Source organism: Peribacillus sp. R9-11 (assembly GCF_031345095.1).
Lineage (GTDB): Bacteria > Bacillota > Bacilli > Bacillales > DSM-1321 > Peribacillus > Peribacillus butanolivorans.
Genome location: NZ_CP133763.1, coordinates 2,016,940 through 2,038,073 on the forward strand (window position 1 = coordinate 2,016,940; position 21,134 = coordinate 2,038,073).

The window sequence follows — 21,134 nt, forward strand, 5'->3', positions numbered from 1 at the left end:
AATAGTGTATAGAGTTGTCCGTATACAGAAATGAGGAATCATTTGTGGGAAATGACAAGAACAAGAAATGTAAATGTAAATGTAAATGTAAATGTGAATGTAAATGTGAATGTAAATGTGAAAAAAAGAAAAAAAAGAAAAAAAAGAAGACCAGGTCACCTGAGAAAAGTTGCTTTCCTATACCAAATTGCGATAAAAAAATCTTCTGTACGGATATTTGTGGAAATATACATTTAGATCAGGATGTTCACGATTTGGAGATTTGGAAAAAAGAGCTGAATGAAAAAACGATGGTCACCGTTTCCGTTTTCAACAGTGCCTGGAGTATTAGTTCTCTTCAAGTTTTCGTGGTTTGTATGGAGGGAAGTCCTGTAGTATTAAATATACCAAAAGGAAACACACTTTCCGCAACCATAGAAGATGTTATTTCTATTTTCGTGGTACATGAAGAGGGAGGAAGAGTCGAGGGTAAATTCTGTTTAGAAATTTGTTTTCCTTTCCGTGACAAAAAATCCTTCTTCAACTAACGGGTGATATCCTATTAGCTGGTTTAGTTGAAGAAGAAGCACTAAAGAAGACCACAATAAGTGGTCTCTTTTATTTGTTCAAAAATAAACATTAATGTTTATCCAAGACTAATCTAAAAAACGAAGGGATGTTTTGAAATGGCAAATTTAAAAAGAAACATGATCGAATTGATAAAGGAAGTGAAGGAAGGTGAAATTGAAACGGTAAAGTATCTCACACCTGTATTCATTCCTTTTTCAGTAGTTTATGAAGCAATCGATATGACACAAGAAATTGATAGAAGCGAAGATGCTAAAAGTGCTACATCTGAAAAAGAATTGATTGATAAACTGTTAGATTTTGTAGCAAACAAGATTTATAACAAGCAATTCACAAAAGAAGATTTATTTAATGGTCTTCACGCACCAGATGCTATCCAAACCTTACAAGAACAAATTATGTTTGTGGCTCAAGGCCACCAAAATGATGAAACAAAAAAGTTCTTGGCGAAGAAAGGTTAACGGATGAAGACTTTTCCCCAGCCAAGCAAAAAGAATATATGGACAAACTCATCCTTAATCTCATGAAAGATGGTAAGGATATCAACGAAATATTGGGTATGCCTTACCATTTTTTACTTGAAATATTAAGAGAAGAAAATAAACCAAAACAAGAGAAATCCTTAATCGCCGCATTCGGAGGTTAGGGATTTTTATATTGGTATGAGAAGGGAGGGTGATTGATGGAGAAAATAGAAGGCCTTTCGATTGGACTTGACCTTGACTCCACAGCCCTCAATCGTGGTCTAACTGGGGTAAAAGATAAGTTAAGGACTGTAAACAGTGAAATGAAGGCAAACATGTCAGCTTTTGACCGTGGTGATCGTTCTATTGGGAAATACGAAACACGTTTATCTGGATTGAATAGGAAACTAGAAGTCCAAAAAGAGGTCACGAAACAAGCCAAGGCTGAGTACGAAAAGATGGACAGAGAGAATGGAGAAGGCTCCAAAGAAGCGGATAAAGCTGCCAAAAGCTATAACAATGAAGTTGCTGCTCTAAACAACTTAGAACGCTATGTTGGTGGTGTAAAAGAAGAACTAAAAAAAATGAAAGAAGAACAACGAATTGCTTCTTCTGGATGGACAAAAGCTGGCGACTCTCTTATTAATTTCGGAAGTGGTTTGAAATCTATATCAGACAAAACAAAGGATTTAGGAAAAAGTTTAACCAAGAAACTTACTTTACCTGCTGTAGGGGCGGCATCGGCACTAGCGAGCATAGCGCTGGTTAAAGGGTTTAATCGCCTAGTCGGAATAGATACAGCCAAAGCAAAATTAAAGGGGCTGGGTCACGATGCTAAAGGCGTAGAAAAAATAATGGAGTCAGCCCTCGAATCCGTTAAAGGGACATCATTCGGATTGGACGAAGCTGCAACAACGGCAGCTAATGCTGTGGCTGCTGGAGTTGAAGAGGGGACGGAATTAACAAGGTATATATCCTTAACTGGTGATGCGGCAGCGATAGCCGGGGCAGGGTTAGGTGAGATGGGATCTATCCTAAATAAAGTCCAGACATCTAATAAGGCTTACAACGGGGAATTACAGCAATTATCTGACAGGGGATTGCCCGTTTATCAGTGGTTGGCAAAGGAAGCAGGAGTGACCGGAGAAGCGGTATTTAAAATGGCTTCCGATGGTGAAATATCCTCCGAAATGCTGATGAATGCCATTGAAAAAAACATTGGCGGAGCAGCTGGAAAAATGGGTGAAGAATCATTTACTGCTGGGATCGCTAATATGTGGGCGGCTGTTGGTCGCCAGTTGTTGAAAAGAGGTTTTATATGATTAGTTCTGTATCTACTAATCAATTAAATTAATCGATAGAGTTGCAAAGGGATTATTTTAAATCTGAACTTTTGAAAATGAATTATTTCAAAACTCCTGAGGGTCGACAATTATATGAACTTTCCTTATCCGAATTAGAAAGCATTTTTGATACTGAAAAAGCAAAAAGCCAAAGCGAGGAAAATACATGACTCGTAAAGGAAAACGTCGGTTGAAAAAGTCTCTGGTAAAGAGAAAAAAGGATAGGTTGACTCGTGCATTCAGAAACATTTTTGTTATGTCGGGTTATTTGGAAGAGTAGAGGAGGACTGTTATTGATGGCAAAGAAAATTCAACCGGTTATCATTCGTCGTCAAAGGAAGTATGAAGCTGAGCAAGCTATCAATGATTTAGAGGCTAGAGGATTTGAGGTTATTTCTCCTCTTAAACAGCAAAATCCTCAATCTGAAGTGCTTCATAATCTTTCGTTCGAACAGAGGAGATTCAAGGTAGAAGATTTTTCTTCTCCTTGGATTGCTAAGTTAAGAAGAATCGAAGAATAGACACAAACTGTGATTGTTACAGTCCGAAAAAAGTAACTATCCTCGGACGAAATAGCTACTTCTAAAATCGGTTTCCTATATTTAAGGGAGAAATAGGTGTTCTGCTCATTTTAATATATGTGTCAAAGATTGAAAGATAAAAATATTATCTGTTTTGATGGAAAGTCTTTATAAAATGTTCATATTCCAACATTCCCAGTTTGAAATATTACTTATTACACTGTATTTAATCTTATAATCGTCAACGAACTGTAAAACAATTTTTCACTTGATAGGCTTCTTTCCTCTCTCTTGTTAGTGGTAATCAGACTTTAAGTGCCTGTCATTACAACATAGTAGGGCCTGACTAATTCAATTTTACTAGTAAGGCAGATGGGAAAAGGTAGATTATTTAAGACGTTTGGGATAAGATGAGTCCCCTTCTTTAATTTTGGAAAAAAGATTTATTCTTGTTTCATCAGGTTTATTTTCTGATTGCATTTTCGAATTAATATTTAATTTGGTGGAGAGTTGTGTAAGTGCATGCTGAATTTTTTCTATATCTTCTTTGGTTGCGAATTTCTTATTATTAGTGAGTAAATATCCTAATTGTCCACTGGGTTCGATAGTGGCGCATTGTACATCTTTTATATTTTCTATCCCATTTTGTCGTAGGAGCATTTCAAGTGCATCAACAGAAAGTCGAAGTTTTATTAAATTTTTTTCATTTATTGAGCCATTCTCGATAACAATCTTTGACTTGCCAGTTAAAAAAATTTCGGCAACATCCCATTTCATTTGGATGTATTCAATTAGTAGTAAAGTTCCAATGAGAATGGTTGCAATCGCAAAAGTAACCCAAAGATTTTCGCCAATAACAGGGTGTATTAAAAGGGTCCCTATAAAAATCATGATAACAGTTGTTTCAGTAGTCATTTTGGAGACAGACCTTCTACCTGAAATGCGTATTAATAATATTCCAAAGATGACAATTAACATCGTTTTCCATATCCAACTTATATCCATAATTTAGCACCGCCACGTTACTTGGTGCTATATAGTCTTTGATTAATAGTTAGTTGATATACAGTTTTGATAAAAATAATGCGGGACACAGACGAACGATATCGCAGATCGAGGGAAAGGAAGGTATCAACGATATGGGCTATTCCCGAGAAGAACAAGAAACTTCGTTGATTGATTTTTGACAACAGTACAGGCTAGTGGAGCGTTTACTCTATTGTTCCTAAACACATTCGAAAACTCTCTAATTTCCGTCTTTGTGTTCAAATGCGTAATAAAAGGTCTTGATATATATCGTAAGCCTGTTTTAACTTAGGGCTGACAGAAAGGCACTTATTCAGCACTTCTGATTCAGTGCCGATGAAGCGGTCGCAAGAATGAGTAAACAATTGGCAACCATTGCAACTGATATGAATCATCTATATAATTAGATGAATTACGTATAAATGGAATCCCTAATAAGGGCCATTTACTAGATTTCCTAGATGAAATTAATATGATGGCTGTGCATCGGCGAATCAGTTTAAACTCGTAAATGTGAATGATAACAAATTCAAAACTTAACAAAATCGGAGGAATAAAAATGGCAAAACCAAACATGTGTCAAAGCTGTGGAATGCCCATGAAAGTGTCAAGTGACTTTGGAACTGAAAAGGATGGGACACCGTCAGAAAAATACTGTCACTATTGTTACGAAAATGGTGAATGGATGCATCCTGATGTAACATTCGATGAATTTTATGCATTCAGTTTAAAAAGGTTTCAGGAATCAGATATGAATCGGGTTGAAAAATTTTTTCTCAATAAAATGTATACAAAAAAATTCTTAAAAAAATTAGAGCGCTGGCGCTAAAACACAAAATTGTGCAGGTGATGAATATGAAAACGAAATCAGAATCAAAATCAGGTGGTTGGAAGCCATTTTATTACCTAATCAAACAATCCCATCCGTCCGAGAAAAAAACTGGAATCTTAAATTATTGGAATAACGCAGGAGTTGTAATTCTCTAAGGTGCATGAGTGTAGTTCTAACTGCCAATTGGAGGGCTTTTTTTTATTTCACTAACGAAGAATTTATGTAAATTACTTCAACTAACAGATGCTTATCTTCAATAAGATAACTAAAAGATATTTCATAATCGGGCGCTTTAATGAAGTAACTAAAGCCTAATTTCTCGGTGTTAAAAGTGAGAAATTAGGCTTTTTATATTTGGATTGCTTTACCGTTGTAAATCTGTATTTTCCTGATGTTACTCCCTTAGCGTATGTTTTTCGCGTTTTGTTGGTAGGACCCCAGTAGGAACAAACTGTGCGGTAACTAAAAAACTAAATCGCAACAAATTTCAAGTCGTCTCTAAATTTTGAAACGGCTTTTTATTTTAGGCTCTGTTAAAGGATGTTGCTGATTTTCTTATGGCGGAATAGATAAAAAAGGCCGACCAATAAGGGTCGGCTTTTTTTTAACTATTTTTAACAACATGCGCCATATCCGTAACCGCCGCCGTAACCGCCGCCGTAACCGCCGCCGTAACCGCCGCCGTAACCGCCGCCGTAACCGCCGCCGTAGCCGCCTCCACCAACAAAGCTAGCTCCAACAATGATTAAGAGTATAAACAAAACGACTATAAAGGCGAAACCTCCACCAAATCCAAAGCCGTCGTCACACCTTGATTCACAACCTGACATAAAGACATCTCCTTGTTTGTTTTTTAAGGAGGAAAAACTTAAATGGGTTATATTACCTTATGCTCTAATCAGGAAAATGACACTTAATCTTTAACAAAGCTTTATTTAAATAAAAAGGAGACGATGAAAGATGAACTTTTCTAAACTACCCCAATTAGTCGATATGAGAGGGGAATTAAAATCAAAAGGCATGTATTCAAAACGTACGAAAACAATCACTCACCGTGTATCACCATTCACTTACAAAAAACATTTGCCCGGATCTGATGCAGCAAGTTTCGCGGATTACCATGTAAACACGCTGGTGTGGCCCGGGATAGGATATACATTCATCATTGAACCTAAGAATGTTATTAACACGCCGAACGGAAAAAGGGCTATGATTGTATATGCGAATGATATAGACAAACTCACTTATCATGTAGGGAACAGCAATCAATTTTCGCTTGGTATCTGTGTTGCTGGAGACTATCGATATGACGATATAGATGAAGCCACACTTGCAAGTATTGCAGAACTTCACACTGCACTTGTTAAAAATGGGATAGGGAAGTGTGATAAAGCCCATAATGAAATGCCAGGTTATAGTTGGAAAGCTTGTTGTGAGTATAACTACAGAGAAATTTTTGATTGGAAAGGTTCAAAGACACCAGCTAAACCATCTCCAGCACCTGATGTTTACACTATCCAAGAATGTAAGAAAAGGCGGGGCATGTGAATTATACACAATCTGGATTATAACTAATTCAAAGGGGTATTTTAACCTTATTTTGCATCGGAAAGGCAAATAAAAGTGGATGAATTAATGGCTCTATATTAGAGGGAAGGATTTCCGAACGATAAACGGACACTGATTCATTTTGCATGTGATAAAGTAATAGTATGGAAGTTTTGAAGAAGACTTCTAAATAAGGCGTGATGGTTTTTAGCTGTTGCACCTTTTCCCTTTTTACCTGAATGGTTTATTATTCGTGGTTGCTTGGAATATGGCCGAGCGACACTTCTTTTTGTTCACTGTAAACCAGACAAAATGTGATGATTACTGTTCTTTTGAAATATTATTATTCCTTTTCTTTTTTACTAAAAGAATGATAGCAATGATAAAAGCTATTAAGCTATATATCCAGGTAAACATAAAAGCAATGCCCAATCCGATATTTGCATCCACATATTCGCTGTTCACATGATCTATGGCTAAATATAGAAGCGGCGCACCTCCAATGATGAGCAGGATGACCAATAGAACATTCTTTTTCGTATTCCTGGTTGATAAAAAAATAATAATGAAGGATAGCAAGAGAAACGCTTCTGAAGCTATCGTCAAAGTTACCAGATTGCTCATAATAATTCACTCCTAATCATAGTTGCATAAATGGAATACATTTTTTTAGATGTGTTCCCTTATATCTATGTTCCTTTTCGTCCCTTTTTCATAAATCCCAAAATATTTTTTATTTACCTTTGTTTACTGCTGATTATTGAAACTACTGCGGCACATACATAACTACATGATCGTTTAACAAGTGACCCGGTTAGTGTAGCCGTGGTGTCTGGTTTAGAGTGAATATTGGCATCACTCAGGACATGCAGAATAAATACTAAACAGGGTTGAGAATCAAATAAACCTTTTTTTTTGCCTAAACAGTTAGACATAAAAACTTTATTGTTCAACTCGATTATTTAAGGGACCTGAAAGCTTTATAAAGCAACGGTTTGACGATGGTGACGAAGTTAAACTCCTTATGTCTTGAAGATAACTCAGAGGGGTGTTTTTGGCTAGATTCAAGCGAAATTCGATATGGAATAGTAATGTTTATACATATTAAATCGAAACAATGACCGTACAAAACTTCCATTAATTTGGGTGCTAAAGATTAGCCTAAGTCATAACCGAATTTACAAAGTGACTCGTTTGAGTCGCTTTTTGTTTGAAAAGAGAGGCAGTCCAAATCAAAGAAATGGAAAATGTGCGCTAGGAGCATCACCCTCAATTTTTAAAATCCTATTAGTAACAGCTGAATGGATTGTTTATTGGTCTTAATTACAATATCTTACCAATTAGCTCCGGTGATGAAGTGAATCATTTGAAAATTAACCACTTTTCATATAATCTTACACATAATGGTTACTAAAAGTTAGCTTTCTCAATAAATAAGAGGTTAACAGGAGGAATTCAAATGAATCAAATAAAAACTAAGCTTTTTGAACCTGTAACAATTGGTGCATGGGACTTAAAAACAAGAACAGCAATGGCTCCTATGACACGGTCGTTTGCTGATGATAAAACTGGTGTTGTGAATGACCTAACCGTAGAGTATTACCGAAAGCGAGCTCAAGATGGAATCGGACTTATCATTACGGAAGGTGTTGTAATTTCACCAAGAGCAAAGGGTAATCCTGGCGTTCCTGGGCTCTACACTCAAGAACAAATTAATGGTTGGAAAAAAGTTACCGAAGCTGTACACGCTGAAGGCGGAACCATTATTGCGCAAATCTGGCATGTCGGCCGTGCAAGCCACCACGAAATTGCAGGAGGACTTCCACCACAGGCTCCTTCCCCTTTTGCTGCTGAAGGAAAGGTTTCACGATTCGGAAAACCTTTTGATATTCCTGAGGAAATGACAGAGATAGATATTGCAGAAGTAGTCAGCCAATATGCGCAAGCTGCAAAAAATGCGATGGAAGCCGGCTTTGACGGCGTGGAAATTCATGGTGCACATGGCTACTTAATCGACCAGTTTAACTCTGACACTTCCAATAAAAGGACGGATCGGTACGGCGGTGATTTAAAACAACGCCTGACATTTATGAAGGAAGTGCTAACAGCAGTCATTGATACGGTTGGAATAGACCGTACCCTTATTCGTTTCTCGGCTTTAAAAATTGACCAGCCGTCTTACATGTGGGAAGATCCTGAATCAGCGATTCAAACGTTTATTGAAGCTTTTAAAGAAACAGGCGTCAAAATGATTCACCCTTCTACAATGGAATTTACCAAACCGATTGCCAGAGGGCTAACCATGCATGAATTGGTACGTCGCCACTGGGATGGAGTTATAGTTGGTGTAGGCGGGCTTGATGCTGAAACAGCAGAAGACGCACTAAAAAAAGGCACCATTGACGTTGCCGCGATTGGCCGTCCGCTTATCGCCAATCCGGATTATCTTGCACGAATTAAGCAGGATAAAAAACTTGTTGATTACGAAGCAAAAAAACATTTAATTCAATTGGTTTAATAGAAAAAAAACAGGAAGCTTACTTGTTCATGTCAGCGTACCTTCTTTTCGGGGCAGGTTAGTTTTGAAGTTAATTAGGGGATTTGCAGGAATGGGAGTAAGTATGGTAGGTACAATTATACTTGGAATAAGCCTAATAATCCTAATTTTAATATTAATTACTGATTCAAATAAGTAAGAAAATTGAAAAGAACCATTTGATTGATTAATGATGTTCTTCTTAAACTAACGCGATACTTCAATAAGAGGTATCGTTTTTCTTATTGAGCTAACAGGTGCGTGAAGGATTCCTAGACAAAATGAAAGAACGAGCTATGAACATCCTTGAAGGAAAAGACCTGGTTGACCCTTTATTCCCTTTCATCTGCAAAATTGGATGACCCTAACGAGGTTGATAATCCCGACTTTTGGGAAAAGACGAATCCTATGTTCAGCGAACCAAGGAGCCCATATGCCAAAGGATTATTCAAAAAGGTATTAACTCAATTTAAGCAACTTGCTAATAATCCAGCTAACCGAGAAGAATTCATGACCAAAGGGATGAATCTTCAGGAAGTGGACTTGGCAAAAAGTGTAGCAAGCTGGGAAGATATCCTGGCCACAAACAGACCATTCCCTGACTTATCGCACCGAACCTGTGTAGGCGGTTTGGATTTTGCCAGTATCAAAGACTTTGCTGCAGTCGGGTTGCTTTTTAAAGTCGGTGAGGATTACGTTTGGAAATCCCATTCATTCATTCATTCATTCGTAAAGGGTTTTTGGATATCGTTACGCTAAAGGTACCTATCAAAGAATGGGAACACCTAGGGCACATCACCATTGTGGATGAGCCTTTTATTGATATCCGTCATATTGTTAATTGGTTTGTAGAGATGCGTGGGCAATACGGACTGACGAAAATTGTAGCTGATACTTTCCGTTTGGATTTAGTAAGAACCGCATGAGAAGCAGAGGGATTTGAATTAGAATTTATACGTAATCCTAAAGCCATTCATTCCTTATTAGCGCCGAGGGTAGAAACATTGTTCGCTAAGAGTAATATCATCTTTGATGACAACTCACTCATGCGTTGGTATACCAATAATGTCTATGTTCACATTAAAAAGGATGGGAACAAGGAATATTTGGAAAAAGACGAATTTAGAAGGAAAACAGATGGTTTCCAGGCGTTTATCTACTCTTTATTTAAAGCAGATGAACTTTTAGTGGATGACGTGGACTTTTTCTTGGATGATATAGATTTTTAAAAGGCTCTGTTAAACGATGTTGTTTATTTTCTTGTGGAACTATCGGGGCAGAATAGTTGAAGAGTCGCTGTTTGATCTTTATTCAACAATTGGGCCATTTAGCTTAGTAAGAGGTTGAATAAAACCCCACTTTTTTATGATCATCCTTCCTAGAGATTCCTCCAACTTATACAAGCCTTACCCAACCAAATATTTCTGTTCCATATCCTATGATCATTGTTATTAATCCTATTAATATATCCCCAGCATTATCAGTCTAGGTTGCATATTTTTTATTATTTACATTAAATATGATGTATAGGTACATTTTTTTGAATTTTAAACGAAGAAAGAAAAATAGGGAATTTGGAAAATGAATTGTTTCATAGTTTAGCCCGAATACTAAATTAAGGTTAGGGGTTGAATTGATGGTATTAAAAATACGACTGACAGGACGAGTCATCTTTAAAGGGGAACCAGGATATGAACAGGCACGCCTAAACTGGAACCCGTACGTTGATACCTTTCCCCTTGTATTTGTTTTTGCTCAAAGCACGAAGGATGTTACAAATGCTATAAAATGGGCACGAATGAACAATGTGCCGATTCGGGTTCGGAGCGGACGACATGCATTGGACAAAAATCTTTCAATAGTTAAAGACGGTATTGTTATCGATGTGAGTGATATGAAAAAGGTGCAGTTAATTAGGGAGAAAGAAGTAGCTGCTATCGTCCAAACTGGCATCAATGTAGGTCCACTAGTAAAGAAATTAGCACAGGAAGGCTTCATGGTCCCATTCGGAGATAGCCCAACCGTTGGAATTGGCGGAATCACCTTGGGTGGAGGGATGGGGCTACTTCAGCGATCAATTGGCTTTATCAGTGACAATCTCATTGGATTGGAAATGGTTGACGCCAATGGAACAGTCTTAAAGGCAAACAAAAACAACAATTCAGACCTTTTATGGGCTTCTCGCGGTGGAGGTGGGGGTAATTTCGGAATTAATACTGAATATAGGTTCAAGGTACATCATGCCCCCGCTGAAGCAACAGTATTCGAAATTATTTGGCCATGGAACCAACTAGAGAAAGTTTTCAAGGCGTGGCAAAAATGGGCTCCTTTTGTTGACAACCGACTAGGTTCTATATTAGATATTTTCTCTAAAAATAATGGGTTGCTTCATGCAACAGGACTATTCCTGGGTTCAAAAACGAAACTAACTAGCTTGTTAGAGCCTTTAACGAGCGTAGGTACTCCAACAAAGGTGTTTATCCAAGAATTGTCCTATCCGAATGTTGTTGAACATCTGATACCAGATGAACCAATCCCTGGAAGAGCAGACCGGAACTATAAATTTTCATCGGCTTGGGCGACATGTCTGTTTCCGGATGAAGCAATCAAGATCATGCGCAGTTTCCTAGAAGAATCGACCGGAACCGAATCCAGTTTCTTTTTTCTGAACTGTGGTGGCGCTGTAAGTAGAATCTCTTCTGAGGCGACTGCTTTTTTTTGGCGTAGTCCGAAGTTTTATTTGGAGTGGAATACAACCTGGACACAAGACTCTGAGGCATCAAGGAATCTTGCATTGGTTGCAAGAACACACCAGCAGTTGAATCCTTTCGTTGAAGGGGCCTACGTAAATTCTCCAGATCAGAATATTATAAACTTTGGACCGGCTTATTATGGAACCAACTTTGATAGATTACAAAGAATAAAAGCCAAGTATGATCCCGAAAATGTATTCCACTTTCCGCAAAGTATACCTCCTAAATTTTAAATATATCTTTTGCATTTATCATTTTTTATGTATTCAGATATCTAGAATTGTTAGTAGGAAGTAACAACTTCCAATAACTGGTATTATGGTGCGACTAAGATCAACATTAATGTTAAACAAAGCCTTAAAAAAGGGAGGTGAGAAATTGGGATTTTAGTGAAAAGCAGAAATAAAGAACTTGAATTCATGTTAGTCTTTGATTTAATCGAAGACACTTCCAAGAAATTCACATGCAGCAATTGGCGATTCAAACAGGTATCAATATGATTGGCCGAACCCATCAGCCAAACCGAGTTTTATGTAAAGAATGATAAAAAGTTTGTGAAGGATGAAATGTATTACTGGTTAAATGTCAGACCTAACCCGAACATGTCAGCCAGCCAATTTTGGCAGACTGTTGTTCACAAGCTGATATATGACAACGAGTGTTTGATCATTCAGGCAGATTCGGAAGATTTATTGTTTGCTGACTCTTTTTCACGAATCGAATATGCCCTAGTAAATGATTCATTCAAAGATGTAACCATTAAAGACTATACGTTTTCCCGTACATTTCAAATGAGTGATGTTATTTATCTGGAATACAGCAATAAAAAGCTATCTCCATGTTGGATGGTCTGTATTCCGATTATGGGGAACTATTTGGTAGAATCATAGAATTTCAGAAACGCAAGAACCAGATACATGGCGTTGTTGATATAGAGGCTGTCAGTGATAATACGGAAAAAGGGCAGGAAAAACTACAGAATTATATCAACAAGATTTATAAATCTTTCTCCGGAAAGTGCATGGCTATTGTTCCTCAACAAAAAGGCTTTAAATACGAGAAAATGAAGAATAGACAATCACAAAGTGTATACGAGGTAAACAAGGTTATAGATGGTTTTCTCTTGCGGCTTTTTTTCGGCGGATCGAGTGTGGGAACCTCTCAAACGCAGTGGGCATAGGCTGATAGTATATGTCGATTTGAAAGGATGTCTTGTACATGTTTCCTTATCTTCAAGAAATTCATCAATTCCCCTATCCCGATTATAGGTCTATGCCCCGCGGCTATTATTACTCCCCTTATTCTGAAGGATGGTGGCTCTGGAGCGATGGTGCCCCCGAATCGGATGAAAGATACCGTTTACCCGCACAGCAACGGCTTACCTTCGTACTTGTGCATGGTTCTTGGGCTGACGCTCACTTCTGGGACGACGTAGCGGCGGTGCTGCGCAGTCGAGGGCATGCCGTCTATACGCCGGAATACGCAGGTCACGGCAAAGATCCGAACAAAGATGTCACGCATGAGATGATCACGAAGTCCGTCGTTGATTTTATAACGAAACTGGACCTACGCAACTTTGTTCTCGTCGGGCACAGCTTCGGCGGAACTGTCATCCAAAAGGTTGCAGAACAGGTCCCGGATCGCATAAAACGCCTTGTCTTCTGGGACGCATTCGTACTGAAAGACGGCGAATCGGTTGCCGACGAGTTCTCGCCCCAAATGAGGCAAGGTTTTGAGCAGCTCAGAGCCGGCTCGAAGGACGATACGATCATGCTTCCGTTTCCGCTGTTTCGGGATTTGTTCGTCAATACGGCCACTTTGGAGGAAGCCAAACGGATGTATACAGGCATCACTCCGGAACCGGCTAAGCCGCTTTTCGAGAAGCTAGATCTTAAAGCGTTCTACGCGCTGCCTACGCCCAAAAGCTATGTCTATTTCTACCAAGACAACGCATTGCCACAAGGAGAGGGCTTCGGCTGGCATCCGCATATGTCCATACGGCTCGGCCAGTTCCGCCTGATCGTCAGCGACGGCGACCACTTTACGGACACGCGTACAAGGCCGGATATGGTGGCGCAGAAGTTTTACGAGGCGGGCCGGGACTGACGTGCTGTAAGAGCATTTTATTGTGTGGCCAGAGCAAGATCGATCCGTAATCCGCCAAGATTCGGGAATTGATCGAAAAGGAAACAGGAGGTATTTAAAAAGGCCATCCTTTGCAGGGTCCCTCTTTAAGTATTAGTAGTATCTAATTAACTAACACTTGAAGTGTTTCCAAATACTCAATATAGAATTAACGGAAGTAGTAGGAACAACTAGGCAGTGATTATAAGCATGAACTTTCTAACAGCGATTGTTCCACTTGGTTTTGCTTTGTATGGAGTATATAAAAATCAGTATTTAGTAACCAAGAAAGCTCAGAAATAAGAAGAAGTTTCGAAAAAACAAGGATTAAAATAAGCTGCCCACTGGGTGGCTTTTTATTTTAAATTAAAAGGAGACGATGGGAAATGACTATCAAAAACAAAAACGAAAAGTGGCTATCCTACACGAAAAAATTTCAAATGCCCGAATGGATTACTTACATAAAGTTTCTACCGAAATCATCAAAAACCACGATGTTATTGGAATGGAAGACTTGCAAGTGTCGAATATGATAAAAATCACAAACTAGCTAAAGCTATTAGTGAAGTATCTTGGTACCAATTCAAAAAAATGTTGGAATACAAAGCAAAATGGTATGGCAAACAAATCGTGACCGTATCTAAAACGTTTGCTTCTAGCCAATTGTGTTCTAGCTGCGGTTACCAAAATAAAGAGGTTAAACATCTGAATCTTCGTGAATGGGAGGTCCTTTTTGTTCTACTCACCACGATCGAGGTATTAACGCAGGACTCAATCTAATGAATGAAGCCATAAGGCTTCTAACCGTAGGAACTACGGGAATAGCCTAATTAAAAATTGGCCGATAGGCTAATGTTCTTAGGAATCCCCAACTTCAATCAGACCGTAAGGTCGATAAGTGGTGGGTAGTTCAACCATGAACTAATGAATTAAATATCTTTTTTAATTTTGTTCAACAATCGTGCCATTTTGTGGAATAACTCTTTTTAGAAATTGGATATTTATGTGAAAACTATGGAGAAGAATGTGGAGAATTATACTTAAGTTCCAAATACAGGAGAACCTTGTCTAAGAAGTCGCGGAATATAACTTCTTCAAAGACGACGAGTAATCTCAAGAGGACAAGCAACATAATATCTGCTCTATTGTAAGAGAAATACAAATATTTGGGATGAAATTAAGATGTTCGGCTTTTAAATTTCCTGAAAAATAAACAAACGAAGGAACATGATTGCTCTCTTGTTTGTTTTATATTTCAATTCAATTAAATCCAAGAAGGAGATTTATCTGGTATTAAGTAGAATTTTATAGTTATAAATCATGGAACAATTTCAAAAACAGTACCTTGGTGAAAATCAGTCACTTTCATAGAGCCATAAACCCCTAAATATAGTCTTGTTTGATCCAGATTCGTTCCCAAATTAACATAATAAGCTGATTGAGACCCAAAATTATAATCGGTTTCAATAACACTAAAATCATTTAGTTTACAATCTGTACCTACCCTGGTATAAGCTAAAACCCCTCTAACCGGTGGCTGAGATTCTTTATCCTTGGCAAGATCGGTAAACACAACGCTTCCCGTTAAATTGGGGATTCCATTCCCCATATATGGCTGAACTCCCGTAAGTGCAGTTCCTCCAAACTTATCGGGTCGGGGATCTTTATGAAAATAACTAGTTATAGGCTGAATACGCTTCACTGAAGAATTTATTGCTTCATTGTAATAAGCAATTGTTTTCTCATCCAAAGTTGGATTTGCAGAGCAGCCCCTTATAAACGAAGTAGGAAAAGCACCTTCCCATCCTCGCCAGCCAAAGTTAATAATTCCTTCTAGGTCAGGTTTAGATTTCATTAAAGAAGCTTGAATAAGCTGAGTAACCGGTATTGGTTTATAATGAACGAATGAAAAAATCGACTCTACCAAATCCTGTCCGACATTTCCCACATATTTGATATACTGATTATAAAACTTTTGAAATGAAATGCCTGGTATATTGCGAACCCCTTTGGCAATTACCGTAAGCGTTTCTTGAATAGGTGCGGGAAGTTCATTAAAACGTGTGATTACCGGTGGATTATAGATAAATGTATTCTTAACTATATCAATTTCAATTATTTTACCAGCAATTTCCATATCATCCTGACTTAAATTAAATGGATCATAGCCTGATCCACCATCTCCGGTTGTTAAAACAAGGTTTCCGGTTTCAGGTGAAAAGTTTAAGCTATTGACACCATTATGATTGAAAAATGGTCTTCTTAAGTTAAGTAATGTTCGTCGTTTTTGAGGTTGACCATTCGATTGTAAAATCCATTCTTCAACTGTATCAATATGATCATATTGATTTTCTCTATTTATCCATCTTAGGTTTAAAGTTCTGGGATCACACGGGTTAGGCCTAAAAGGTTCAGAAAGAGCACCTGGACCTTGTGTTCCAGCTACTGAATAATGAAGATAAAACAGACCGTTATAATTAAATTCTGGATGAAACGCTAGCCCTAGCAGTCCTCGTTCATCATATCCTCCACGAGAAACACCTAGTTCAGAATCACCAAGTTTTATGATTCGGGGGCGAATATCTAAAAAAGTCCTTATAACCCCGTCCCCTATGTAAAAGATCTCTCCTACCTGAGTTACAATAAATAATCTTTCAATTGAGTCACCCGGAAGTATTGCTGTTTTCAAAACAGTGGGTAAATTTATTTTACTTACAATGGGCCGTAAACTAACCTTAACTTTTATCAACTAACTTTACACTCCTTCTTATTGTTTTCTTTTATAAGAATATGATTAGAACTGTTCTATTAGAATCAAATTAGGGCCGGGGAATTTCGGGAATTTACTTAATAATATAAACATATATAGAACAATCTCTTTCTAAACATCTTCAATAAGAATTTCAGCTTGAATCCGTATTTTTGTCGGTTGTCCTTCATAAATAACATCTACGGTTCCAATTTCTTTTACTTGGTTGTCTTCTTTCATTAAATAGTATTGATTTCGTCTTAACTAAAACCTGAATCCAATATTGAGGATGATAACGGTTTAAAAAAAGTTCTACCTCTTCAAGACCAAAATTCATTCCTGCTGCATATGATGCTTCTTCGTAGTCATTTGTATTATTTTTTAGTTAACGATAAAAATAGCCGGACAAACGTTGGCTCGTTTTGAACGTCACAGTTCATCAAATATATTCGATTTTTCAACTCAACAGTCATTCGGCCATGTCGGTGAAATGTCTATCGACCAAACCAGGGATATGGACTTTGTATCCGCGGAAAGAACTTTGGCTTTAAAGTCGTACGAGTCAATCTTAAAACCGGCAAATTAGGACTTCCTTGTGAATAAAAAAGGTGAGGAGAATTCCCATGGTTGTATTCGTCCAGTTCAAGCAAAATTTAGTCCGAAGGAAAAGTCTTTATATATTGTCGATTTTGGAATCTTAGGAATTCGGACTATTGGAAAAAAACGATCCCTAAAACCGGTTCTATATGACGCGTTAAGAAGGATAGAGGACTTGGACTTTAATTGAAATGACAGCTGTTTACTCTGAATTACCACTCGGAATATGATTGATTTTCTTTTCTTTTTTAGTGATGTTAGTAGGTATAAGTGATGTAATGATGGCGATTGCATAGATAAATGCGTTTTATGTGAAGTTTCTTATGTACCGAAAAAAGGATGGAGTAATAAAGCTTATGTGCTGTAAGAAGAGAAGGAGGAACTCATGAATTGGTTTAGCATTTTATCACATGAATCATACATGCTCCACCATTATTTTAAAACGTTTTCTTATTCTGAAAAGCTCGTATTAGCCGCCCTTTTTTCTGCACTTGCAGCTATCCTGCAGTCAACCGGAAACTTTCTCCCAGGGATCGGTTATTTAATCAGTCCTTTTGCCACTCTCCCTATCTTGATTTGTACCATTATATCTATTCCCTTTGGGCTTCAAAGTTATGTTTTAACGTTTCTTTTACTGATTCTGATCCAACCTGGCGAATCTTTTGTTTTCCCGTTTACAACAGGGATAGTAGGTTTAGGACTTGGAATAGCTCTTCTTATTTTAAAAAGACGAATTGGCATCATAGTTTTTACGTCTATATTATTAATGGGTGGAATTTGTTTTCTTTTATATATTGTCCATTTCCCTGTTTTAGGACCAATCGCCAGTACATCTCTTTCATTAAAGGTTATAGGATTTATTTACATTTTTTCTTTTATATATAGCTGGGTATGGGTTGAATTAAGCAGGTTTATCTTTAAGAAATGGTATAAATTGATGGGGGAAAAATAGGTAAGCAAGTTTAGGGCACATTGCTAGGAATATGACATGCACTCTTTCTTTGTAAAGGTTCATATAGTTTAATAAGATGTTAGTCACAAAAGAATTTCTTGTTAAAAGTATACTCATATTAGGATCATTTTCGCTACTCCGTTAACGGGCGCTTTAATGAAGTAACTAAAGCCTAATTTCTCGGTGTTAAAAGCGAGAAATTAGGCTTTTTATATTTGGATTTCTTTACCGTTGTAAATCTGTATTTTCCTGATGTTACTCCCTTAGCGTATGTTTTCCGCGTTTTGTTGGTAGGACCCCAATAGGAACAAACTGTGCGGTAACTAAAAAACTAAATCGCAACAAATTTCAAGTCGTCTCTAAATTTTGAAACGGCTTTTTATTATGCATAAATAGAGCGTTCAAAGAGGTCATGTTTTGACAATTGAAATCGGTGTAATCAACTGCTAGTGTTATTATTGATTTCTTTACATTTAACAGAAATAGGGACAAGGATGTTAAAAGTGATGCTACAGAATCGGCAATTATAAGAACAAAATTAGACAATATTGGTCAATCAGTTGATTCAATTAGGATTGATTTTAAAGCTAGTGACCAACGTTGGACTGCATTGTCAGAGACTGTTATACGTATAGATGAAAGTACAAAACAGGCACATAAACGCATTGATCAAATCGAAAAAAAAGGAGATGTTTAATATAGAAAACGAAGTCATGCACCAAGTATTAATTTTTAAAACTATTTTAGCACCAATAGTAGCAGCAGTGGTTCAAGTCGTTAAGCAAACCGTTACTATACCAAACAATATTTTTACCTAACTTAAGCTTGGTAATCGGACTAGGAATAGGTTCAGTTTCTTTTCCATTCACAGATATGGATATTGTTTTGAGGTTATGGGCTGGTGCATTCGCTGGTCTTGGTGGAACAGGGCTATATGAGTTAATAGCAAAAAGAGAAGGAACTTCAAAATAAGCTGCCCGTTGGGTGGCTATTCTTTTAAAAAAAGAGGAGGATATTAATATGACAACTATAAAAGGAATTGATGTTTCACATTGGCAAGGTGTAATTAATTGGAACAAAGTCGCAAAAGATGGTGTGAAGTTTGTATTTATTAAAGCAACCGAGGGAACGAGTTATTCTAAGCTTTCCTACTTTAAAGAAAATGCTCCTAAAGCTTTGTCAGCGGGATTAAAAGTGGGGGCCTATCACTATGCTAAGTTTGCTACTGAAGCAGAAGCAAAGGCTGAGGCTGCGTATTTTATAGATTCTATCAGTTCTATTGGTTTAAATTACCCTGCTGTTCTTGACCTTGAAGAAAACAAAAAAAAGGCAAAGAAAAAGACGCTAACTGACGCCGTTATTGCATTTTTAGAGGCCATTGAAGATGCAGGACATACTGCTATGTTATATACAGGTAAATCCTTTCTTGAAAATGCTTTAGATGAATCAAGATTGAAGAAGTATACTTTGTGGATTGCTCGATACAACAGCACATTGGGACGTAGCGCAGATATTTGGCAACATTCTGATTCAGGTAAAATAAATGGTATTAGCACAAAGGTAGATTTAAATGTAGCCTATAGGGATTTCACGGACACAGAAAATACTGTTAGCCCGCCCAATACATCCAGTACATCCACAACAACTTATACTGTAAAAAAAGGCGACACACTTAGCTTGATTGCAAAAAAATACAAAACAACCGTAAAAGCCCTAGTAAGTCTTAATGGAATTAAAGACCCAGACAAAATTAATATCGGTCTGAAACTTAAAGTCACTGGATCAGTATCAACAAATAGTACCAAAAAGTAACATACTGTTAAAAGTGGCGACACCGTATCAGCATTAGTTAAAAAATACGGAAGTTCCACAACCCAAATTAAAAATTGGAATAGTTTAAAGGATATCGATAAAATTTATGTCGGTCAAAAATTACGTGTGAAATAAGTAAAAGTCCTTCTCTTAATTTAGAGGGGACTTTTTAGGATTTAAGTCTTATTCAACTCCCCGTTATTTAGGAACTTTTACTACCTTTTAAGAGATATATTACTGAATGTGGTTTGCCCCCGTTAGCATTCGTGAGAAAAATTAACCTAACCGAGCGAGTTCAAAATAATTATTTGAACTTCTTCATTTTCCTCTTTTCAATATATATCCAACTATAATAGAACAGCCAGAAGACCAAGGGTACTAAAAGTACATAAGGTTTAAATTCTTTTGAATGATGATATTGATATATTATTAAAATTATTCCTATAATCAATGCTGGCGGTAATAGAATAAAATATTTTTTCTTATCCAATTTACCTCTCACCAGTACATCGTTTTGTCATTCAAAACACTCCTCTCACTAAAAATGCAATCAATCCATATATTAACATAAATTCATTCCTCTAGTTTTGTGAGTTATAGGATGAGGTGGTCCAATTACGACCGATTCTTTAATTGGAGTTAATACATCGGCTATTTTTGTAGCATCAACACCATATGCTAGTTGGAAAACTTCTGGAGGTGTTAGTCGTAACGTATCAGAACCTTCTGCTGCTTCACGTTGGTCATTGTTAAAAAAGAGGTGGAGATGCAATTTTTCTGACTTAGGTATAATCCAATGCCACCAAGCCATCGGAATAAAAACAACTTGACCAGGTTTCACCATATAGGTATGCAATTTATTAGTATCTGGGTCAATAAGTGAGATTTGGGCTTCACCTGAAACTATAACATCTAACTCCCAAGCGTTAGGATGCCAATGTGGTTCCCGAATATGTCCCTTTGTAAGATAGAGGTCTGCAAAAGCACCACCCACCATTGCAGGAATTTGGGTCGAGGTTATCTCATATAAAACATTTTCAGGGTCTCTTTGGTGGAAGATACTATTCTTTGAGTCAAAAAAGAGATTAGGTGTTCCGCTTGTTTTTTTTATGTTTGTATTGTCAGGTACGAATCCAGACTTCCCCATGAATCTTCCTCCCATTGCCTAAGAATTTTTATATAATGCGAATAATAAGGTATTACTATAATGTTATATGGGATAACGACATGCAATATGAATCAGATAAGTACCTATAGGCAACTGAAACCTATTACATAAAATGAACATAAGGTGAAGGTTGTAATAGGGA

At 37.3% G+C, this 21,134-nt stretch carries 22 protein-coding genes and 4 pseudogenes; 21 read left to right on the top strand and 5 right to left on the bottom strand.

Going from position 1 to position 21,134, the window contains the following annotated elements; translation table 11 throughout:
* Positions 1-44: 44 nt before the first annotated feature.
* From RE409_RS09825 to RE409_RS09850, 6 genes are all read left to right on the top strand, one after another.
* On the top strand, positions 45-527 hold the full coding sequence (locus RE409_RS09825) for an S-Ena type endospore appendage (RefSeq protein ID WP_309558901.1): 483 nt from the start codon (positions 45-47) through the stop codon (positions 525-527).
* Positions 528-665: 138 nt separating this feature from the next.
* Positions 666-1,028, top strand: coding sequence for a phage tail assembly chaperone G (gpG, locus tag RE409_RS09830; RefSeq protein WP_201181320.1), 363 nt, complete (start codon positions 666-668; stop codon positions 1,026-1,028).
* 62 nt (positions 1,029-1,090) lie between these two features.
* On the top strand, positions 1,091-1,213 hold the full coding sequence (gene gpGT, locus RE409_RS09835; protein ID WP_309558903.1) for a phage tail assembly chaperone GT: 123 nt from the start codon (positions 1,091-1,093) through the stop codon (positions 1,211-1,213).
* Between the two features lie 36 nt (positions 1,214-1,249).
* Positions 1,250-2,353 (top strand): tape measure protein, encoded by a 1,104-nt coding sequence (locus RE409_RS09840; RefSeq protein ID WP_309558905.1) that lies wholly within the window; start codon positions 1,250-1,252, stop codon positions 2,351-2,353.
* 41 nt (positions 2,354-2,394) lie between these two features.
* Entirely contained in the window at positions 2,395-2,544 is a 150-nt protein-coding gene (fbpA, locus tag RE409_RS09845; RefSeq protein WP_207205080.1) for a Fur-regulated basic protein FbpA, read from the top strand.
* A gap of 126 nt (positions 2,545-2,670) precedes the next feature.
* Positions 2,671-2,895 (top strand): hypothetical protein, encoded by a 225-nt coding sequence (locus tag RE409_RS09850; protein ID WP_201221201.1) that lies wholly within the window; start codon positions 2,671-2,673, stop codon positions 2,893-2,895.
* Between the two features lie 387 nt (positions 2,896-3,282).
* Here the strand turns inward: RE409_RS09850 and RE409_RS09855 are convergent, their stop codons facing one another.
* Complete coding sequence (locus RE409_RS09855) at positions 3,283-3,810, bottom strand: DUF421 domain-containing protein (protein ID WP_309558907.1); 528 nt, start codon at positions 3,808-3,810, stop codon at positions 3,283-3,285.
* Positions 3,811-4,480: 670 nt separating this feature from the next.
* Here RE409_RS09855 and RE409_RS09860 point away from each other — a divergent pair.
* Positions 4,481-4,750, top strand: coding sequence for a zinc ribbon domain-containing protein (locus RE409_RS09860; protein ID WP_201221197.1), 270 nt, complete (start codon positions 4,481-4,483; stop codon positions 4,748-4,750).
* A gap of 26 nt (positions 4,751-4,776) precedes the next feature.
* Positions 4,777-4,908, top strand: coding sequence for a hypothetical protein (locus tag RE409_RS09865; protein WP_274608341.1), 132 nt, complete (start codon positions 4,777-4,779; stop codon positions 4,906-4,908).
* 561 nt (positions 4,909-5,469) lie between these two features.
* Here the strand turns inward: RE409_RS09865 and RE409_RS30650 are convergent.
* Positions 5,470-5,583: pseudogene (locus tag RE409_RS30650) on the bottom strand (YjcZ family sporulation protein); the annotation flags it as partial.
* A 130-nt stretch (positions 5,584-5,713) separates the two neighbouring features.
* On the opposite strand from RE409_RS30650, the gene RE409_RS09875 reads away from it, so the two are divergent.
* Positions 5,714-6,301, top strand: a complete 588-nt coding sequence (locus RE409_RS09875) for a peptidoglycan recognition protein family protein (protein WP_309558910.1) — start codon at positions 5,714-5,716, stop codon at positions 6,299-6,301.
* 321 nt (positions 6,302-6,622) lie between these two features.
* Here RE409_RS09875 and RE409_RS09880 read toward each other — a convergent pair whose 3' ends face one another.
* On the bottom strand, positions 6,623-6,925 hold the full coding sequence (locus RE409_RS09880) for a hypothetical protein (RefSeq protein ID WP_201181306.1): 303 nt from the start codon (positions 6,923-6,925) through the stop codon (positions 6,623-6,625).
* Between the two features lie 835 nt (positions 6,926-7,760).
* Between RE409_RS09880 and RE409_RS09885 the strand changes: the two genes are divergently transcribed.
* The 7 genes and pseudogenes from RE409_RS09885 to RE409_RS09915 form a co-directional block, all read left to right on the top strand.
* On the top strand, positions 7,761-8,819 hold the full coding sequence (locus RE409_RS09885) for an alkene reductase (protein ID WP_397444160.1): 1,059 nt from the start codon (positions 7,761-7,763) through the stop codon (positions 8,817-8,819).
* A gap of 275 nt (positions 8,820-9,094) precedes the next feature.
* Positions 9,095-10,066: pseudogene (locus RE409_RS09890) on the top strand (terminase TerL endonuclease subunit); the annotation flags it as partial.
* Positions 10,067-10,473: 407 nt separating this feature from the next.
* Positions 10,474-11,823, top strand: a complete 1,350-nt coding sequence (locus RE409_RS09895; protein WP_309558911.1) for an FAD-binding oxidoreductase — start codon at positions 10,474-10,476, stop codon at positions 11,821-11,823.
* Between the two features lie 267 nt (positions 11,824-12,090).
* A complete protein-coding gene (locus tag RE409_RS09900; protein ID WP_201181300.1) occupies positions 12,091-12,480 on the top strand; it encodes a phage portal protein in 390 nt (129 codons plus the stop codon).
* 328 nt (positions 12,481-12,808) lie between these two features.
* Positions 12,809-13,696: an alpha/beta hydrolase gene (locus RE409_RS09905; RefSeq protein WP_309558912.1), complete on the top strand. Its 888-nt coding sequence runs from the start codon at positions 12,809-12,811 to the stop codon at positions 13,694-13,696.
* A gap of 228 nt (positions 13,697-13,924) precedes the next feature.
* Entirely contained in the window at positions 13,925-14,017 is a 93-nt protein-coding gene (locus tag RE409_RS09910) for a phage holin (protein ID WP_201181296.1), read from the top strand.
* 88 nt (positions 14,018-14,105) lie between these two features.
* Positions 14,106-14,544 (top strand): annotated as a pseudogene (locus RE409_RS09915) (RNA-guided endonuclease TnpB family protein); the annotation flags it as partial.
* Between the two features lie 488 nt (positions 14,545-15,032).
* Here RE409_RS09915 and RE409_RS09920 read toward each other — a convergent pair.
* The gene (locus RE409_RS09920; RefSeq protein WP_201249753.1) at positions 15,033-16,463 is read right to left on the bottom strand and encodes a PQQ-dependent sugar dehydrogenase; all 1,431 of its coding nucleotides are present in this window, start codon (positions 16,461-16,463) and stop codon (positions 15,033-15,035) included.
* Between the two features lie 982 nt (positions 16,464-17,445).
* On the opposite strand from RE409_RS09920, the gene RE409_RS09925 reads away from it, so the two are divergent.
* The 5 genes and pseudogenes from RE409_RS09925 to RE409_RS09945 form a co-directional block, all read left to right on the top strand.
* Positions 17,446-18,012, top strand: coding sequence for a hypothetical protein (locus RE409_RS09925; RefSeq protein ID WP_201221181.1), 567 nt, complete (start codon positions 17,446-17,448; stop codon positions 18,010-18,012).
* 635 nt (positions 18,013-18,647) lie between these two features.
* A complete protein-coding gene (locus tag RE409_RS09930; protein ID WP_309558913.1) occupies positions 18,648-18,830 on the top strand; it encodes a hypothetical protein in 183 nt (60 codons plus the stop codon).
* Between the two features lie 7 nt (positions 18,831-18,837).
* The gene (locus tag RE409_RS09935; protein WP_309558915.1) at positions 18,838-18,984 is read left to right on the top strand and encodes a hypothetical protein; all 147 of its coding nucleotides are present in this window, start codon (positions 18,838-18,840) and stop codon (positions 18,982-18,984) included.
* A 48-nt stretch (positions 18,985-19,032) separates the two neighbouring features.
* A complete protein-coding gene (locus RE409_RS09940; protein WP_242485296.1) occupies positions 19,033-19,824 on the top strand; it encodes a GH25 family lysozyme in 792 nt (263 codons plus the stop codon).
* A 12-nt stretch (positions 19,825-19,836) separates the two neighbouring features.
* Positions 19,837-19,959, top strand: a pseudogene (locus tag RE409_RS09945) (LysM peptidoglycan-binding domain-containing protein); the annotation flags it as partial.
* A gap of 427 nt (positions 19,960-20,386) precedes the next feature.
* Here RE409_RS09945 and RE409_RS09950 read toward each other — a convergent pair.
* On the bottom strand, positions 20,387-20,971 hold the full coding sequence (locus RE409_RS09950) for a cupin domain-containing protein (protein WP_309558916.1): 585 nt from the start codon (positions 20,969-20,971) through the stop codon (positions 20,387-20,389).
* Positions 20,972-21,134 lie beyond the last annotated feature (163 nt).